A 203-nucleotide genomic window follows, 5' to 3' on the forward strand; every position below is an offset into this window, starting at 1 on the left:
CGGTTGTTAAAGCGGCGGGCGATGGTGCGGGTGAGCTCGATGTGCGGCAGCTGGTCGCGACCGACGGGCACCACATTGCCCTTGCAGAACAGGATGTCGCAGGCCTGGTGCACCGGGTAGGTGAGCAGAAGGCCGGTGAGCTCGTGGCCCGAGGCCTCCATCTCGGCCTTGACCGTGGGGTTGCGCGCCAGCTCGGCCTCGGA

The 203-nt window shown here is 68.0% G+C and carries 1 pseudogene; it reads right to left on the reverse strand.

Going from position 1 to position 203, the window contains the following annotated elements:
- Positions 1-203 (reverse strand): annotated as a pseudogene (locus DW645_RS09860) (tryptophan--tRNA ligase); the annotation flags it as partial.

It is taken from the genome of Collinsella sp. AM23-17 (assembly GCF_003470945.1).
Lineage (GTDB): Bacteria > Actinomycetota > Coriobacteriia > Coriobacteriales > Coriobacteriaceae > Collinsella > Collinsella aerofaciens_O.